The sequence below is a fragment of the Bifidobacterium sp. genome, from assembly GCF_051876855.1.
Classification (GTDB): Bacteria; Actinomycetota; Actinomycetes; order Actinomycetales; family Bifidobacteriaceae; genus Bifidobacterium.
This window is the reverse complement of sequence record NZ_JBJEIH010000025.1, coordinates 50665-54716: the sequence shown is the minus strand read 5'-3', so window position 1 is coordinate 54716 and position 4052 is coordinate 50665. Positions and strand designations below refer to the sequence as shown.

The 4052-nt window shown below is 62.2% G+C and carries 3 protein-coding genes and 1 pseudogene; 1 reads left to right on the top strand and 3 read right to left on the bottom strand.

Annotation, left to right across the window (positions count from 1 at the left end):
• Positions 1-375: pseudogene (locus tag ACI38B_RS02355) on the bottom strand (hypothetical protein); the annotation flags it as partial.
• 120 nt (positions 376-495) lie between these two features.
• Between ACI38B_RS02355 and ACI38B_RS02350 the strand changes: the two are divergent.
• Positions 496-2034: a glycosyltransferase gene (locus ACI38B_RS02350; RefSeq protein WP_439729364.1), complete on the top strand. Its 1539-nt coding sequence runs from the start codon at positions 496-498 to the stop codon at positions 2032-2034.
• 152 nt (positions 2035-2186) lie between these two features.
• Here the strand turns inward: ACI38B_RS02350 and pdxT are convergent, their stop codons facing one another.
• Both pdxT and pdxS read right to left on the bottom strand, forming a co-directional pair.
• The gene (pdxT, locus tag ACI38B_RS02345; protein WP_439729363.1) at positions 2187-2798 is read right to left on the bottom strand and encodes a pyridoxal 5'-phosphate synthase glutaminase subunit PdxT; all 612 of its coding nucleotides are present in this window, start codon (positions 2796-2798) and stop codon (positions 2187-2189) included.
• 1 nt (position 2799) lies between these two features.
• Positions 2800-3678 (bottom strand): pyridoxal 5'-phosphate synthase lyase subunit PdxS, encoded by an 879-nt coding sequence (pdxS, locus tag ACI38B_RS02340; protein WP_015449602.1) that lies wholly within the window; start codon positions 3676-3678, stop codon positions 2800-2802.
• Between the last annotated feature and the right edge of the window lie 374 nt (positions 3679-4052).

The window sequence follows — 4052 nt, the reverse complement described above, 5'->3', positions numbered from 1 at the left end:
CATGCCGCAGGTGGCGATCTCGCGGAAATCCCGTTCGGTGATGTACGTGTCGCGATGATGCCGGATGCGTTGCGTGAGCTGGTCTTTCGGGGCGACCGTCGCGAGCGTGTCCTCGTCTTCGGCCCGGTAGCCTTCGAACAGCGCCGGCTCCATCCACTTTTCCAGGACCAGCCAGTTGCCGAGATTCACGCCGCGAATTGGGGCGGACGTAGGGTATTCGACGGTGTTGCTGGGATCGTCCGGGCCGGATTCGGCCGCTTTCCCGACCATCGCGGCCGTTCCCCGGGCGGATTGGGCAGATTGCGCGGATTGCGCAGATCGGTCGGGTCGGGCGGATTGGGCGGAAGAACCGTCACCGTGGGGTAATCGCTTCATCGCAGGCTCCTGTCTTTTCCCTCACTGTAATACACAAGTCGTCGCGAAAACGCGCGATAATAGGCGATATCAGCGATTGACGAAACTCAACAACCGGCGAATCGGCCAAGGACGGGCAAGATGGCGGAACAGCAGACAGAACAACGTATCGAATCGAATACTGAACCGCAGACCAGCGGCGACAGCCGGACATCAACCCCAACCGCCCCAACCGTCAGCATCATCGTGCCGGTCTACAACGCCGCCGCCGCGCTGCGACGCTGCATCGACAGCATTCTCGGGCAGGAATACCGCGATTTCGAGCTCATTGCGCTCGATGACGGCAGTCATGATGATTCGCCCGCGATCCTTGACGAATACGCCGCCAAAGACCCACGCGTCCGCGTCATCCACAAGCCCAACAGCGGTGTGTCCGACACACGCAACCAAGGCATGGCGCTCGCCCGCGGCACCTACATCCAGTTCCTCGACGCCGACGACTGGATCACCGAAGACGCCACCAAATTGCTGGTGCGCGCCGCGGAACACAGCAGGGCCGACATGGTCATCGCCGATTTCTACCGTGTGGTCGGCGAAGGCACGTCCCGCAAGGGCGGGCTGACGGGCATTGATCGCGTGATTTCGCGCGAGGAGTACGCGGACGAACTGCTCAAGGATCCCGCGGATTTCTACTTCGGTGTGCTGTGGAACAAGCTGTACCGGCGCGACATCATCCGCGACAATCAGGTGAGTATGGATACGAGCGTCAACTGGTGCGAGGACTTCATTTTCAACCTTGAATACATGGTGCATGCGGCGAGCGTGTACCCGATTCACGTGCCGATGTACTACTACGTGAAAACCGAGGGGTCGCTCGCCAACCATGCGATGAAACTGTCGGAGACCGTGCGGATTAAGCGGTACGTATTCGACTATTACACCGAGTTCTTCCGCCAGGTGTATGACGAGGACACGTTCGCGCGCAAGCGGGCCAGCATCTACCGGTATCTGATCGCGTGGGCGTCGGACGGGTCGGCGAATCCCGCGCTGCCCAGCACCAAGCGGCTTGGCGAGGAGCGGCTTCCGCTGATTATGCCCGATGGCATGCGTGACAATCCGTTCATCGCGGCACATCTGGCGTCTCGGATACTGGACAGATATTTGGAACGTATTGCCACGCAGTTCGGTATGGATCTGGGCGAAGTTCGGGTCGTCGTGTTTCTGCATTATGGCGGTGATACCGCTGATTTCAAAGCCTTGCAGGATTATCTCGGCGCCGGACGCGTGTCGGCGACACGGTTGGCGGAGACCTTGGCGCTCAAGGGATACGTGGACTCCAGTCTCACGCGCAAGGGTGCGAAGCTCGAACTGACAGCGAAAGCCGAGCCTGTTGAGAGGATGATTGACCAAGCGGCCGCGGATTTCGAACGGCTTGCAATGGGCGGGCTGCAGACCGGCGAGACGCTGATTGCGGGAATCCGGGACGCCGCGGAACGCAGCGAAGCCGAAACCCGCGAGGCGGTGGATACCGCGCGACGGGCGGCTGATGCCGGGAACGATGATGTGGATGCGGCGCTTGACGCGGCTGCCGCCCTTGGCGCAACTGGTGCGGCCGGTGCCGGAGACGCTGGCCGCGATGACGCATCCGATGGCGCGTCCGATGGTGGGGCTGCGGAGTGACAGCGTGGCGGTTTGTACGTGATGTCGCGCAAGATACGCACCTAAATCCGTGATTCTGCCGACGTGACATGACAGGAACCGGGAGACGACGTCGCAACTCCCGGTTCCCGCCCCGATTGCCCTGCTAGCACTATTTGCAGCGCCCCGCAGCCCTACAGCGACAGGAACAGCTCGTGCACGCGCGTGTCGTCGGTAAGTTCCGGGTGGAACGCGGTGGCGAGAATGTTCCCCTGCCGCAGACCGACCACATGCCCGTCCACCTCCGTCTCGACGGTGGCTTTCGGCCCAACATGCACGACATACGGCCCGCGGATGAACACAAGCGGCAGATCGTGGATGTCGCCGAACGAGCCGACCGTCTGGAAGCTGCCCAGCTGCCGCCCGTACGCGTTGCGATGCACAACCGCATCAAGTTCGCCGAAGTAGACGTTGTCATCATTGTCGAGCTTGCTGGCGAGCAGAATCATGCCCGCGCATGTTCCGAGCACCGGCTTGCCTGCGTCGATATGCTGTTTGATCGGGTCGAACAGCCCGGTCGAATGCAGCAGCTTGCCTTGCGTGGTGCTTTCCCCGCCGGGCAGGATCACGCGGCTGATGGAGTCGTCGAAATCCTCGGCCGCCCTGAGCAGACGCCAGGATGCGCCCAGTTTGTCAAGGGTCGCCGCATGTTCGGCGAACGCCCCTTGGACGGCGAGGATACCGGTGACGTCGTGCGTCTGGTCGCCGCCCTGCTCCTTTTCGATGTATTGGACCGCTACAACCATGTCACTCGCCCCTTGCGGCCATGATGGTCTTGATCTCGTCCTCGTTGATGCCGACCATGGCCTCGCCCAGGTTTTCGCTCAGGCGGGCGAGCAGATCCGCGTCCTGCCAGTTGGCGGTCGCCTGCACGATGGCGGCGGCGCGCTTGGCCGGGTCGCCGGACTTGAAGATGCCGGAGCCGACGAACACGCCTTCGGCGCCCAGCTCCATCATGAGTGCCGCGTCGGCCGGGGTCGCCACGCCGCCGGCGGCGAAGTTCACGACGGGCAGACGGCCGTTGTCATGCACGTACTTGGCCAGGTCGTAGGGGACTTCCAGCTTCTTGGCGGCTTCGAAGATCTCGTCGTCGCGCAGCGCCTGCAGTTCGTGGATTTGCCGGTTCATCGTGCGCATGTGGCGCACGGCTTGGATGACATCGCCGGTGCCGGGTTCGCCCTTGGTGCGGATCATCGCGGCACCCTCGGCGATGCGGCGCAACGCCTCGCCCAGGTTCTTCGCGCCGCACACGAACGGCACTTTGAATTGGGTCTTGTCGATGTGGTAGACGTCGTCGGCGGGGGAGAGGACCTCGGACTCGTCGATGTAATCGATGTCGATGGCCTGCAGAATGCGCGCCTCGGCGATATGCCCGATGCGCACCTTCGCCATGACCGGGATGGTGACAGCTTCCTGGATGCCCTTAATCATGGCCGGGTCGCTCATACGGCTCACACCGCCCGCCGCACGGATGTCCGCAGGGATGCGTTCGAGCGCCATGACCGCGCATGCGCCGGCATCCTGGGCGATTTTCGCCTGTTCCGGGGTGGTGACGTCCATGATGACGCCGCCCTTGAGCATCTGGGCGAGGTTCCTGTTGAGTTCCGCGCGGTTTTCTTCGGCCATGTCAATCCTTTCCGGTTCGGACGGGTGGAGGCTGCCGCCGGTGTCGCGTGGTCGAATGCTCGCGAGTGTTGCGAGTGTTGTGAATCTGCGATTTTCCGCGGTTTTCTCGCCCGTCATGAGTGATTACGCATCATTATGGCGGGCTGATTGTTCGAAATCCATTACGAAATCGATCCAATCCGCGATTTTGTGACCCAGCCAATTCGCGATTGGATTGGTTGGGTGTGGGGTGGGGGACGGCTGGAATTCGCTGATGTTGCTGGGCTGGGGGCGGTTTTGTGAGGATCGGCTCACACGGTGGGGTCTGGCGGGGCTGGGTTTGGCCGGATTGGCGGGTTGACGGGTGGTTTTGTGAGGATTGGCTCACACGGTGG

Bases quoted from the DNA above. Each gene is read 5' to 3' on its own strand.
- ACI38B_RS02350 (WP_439729364.1), top strand. From the start codon at position 496: ATGGCGGAACAGCAGACAGAACAACGTATCGAATCGAATACTGAACCG.
- pdxT (WP_439729363.1), bottom strand. From the start codon at position 2,798: ATGGTTGTAGCGGTCCAATACATCGAAAAGGAGCAGGGCGGCGACCAG.
- pdxS (WP_015449602.1), bottom strand. From the start codon at position 3,678: ATGGCCGAAGAAAACCGCGCGGAACTCAACAGGAACCTCGCCCAGATG.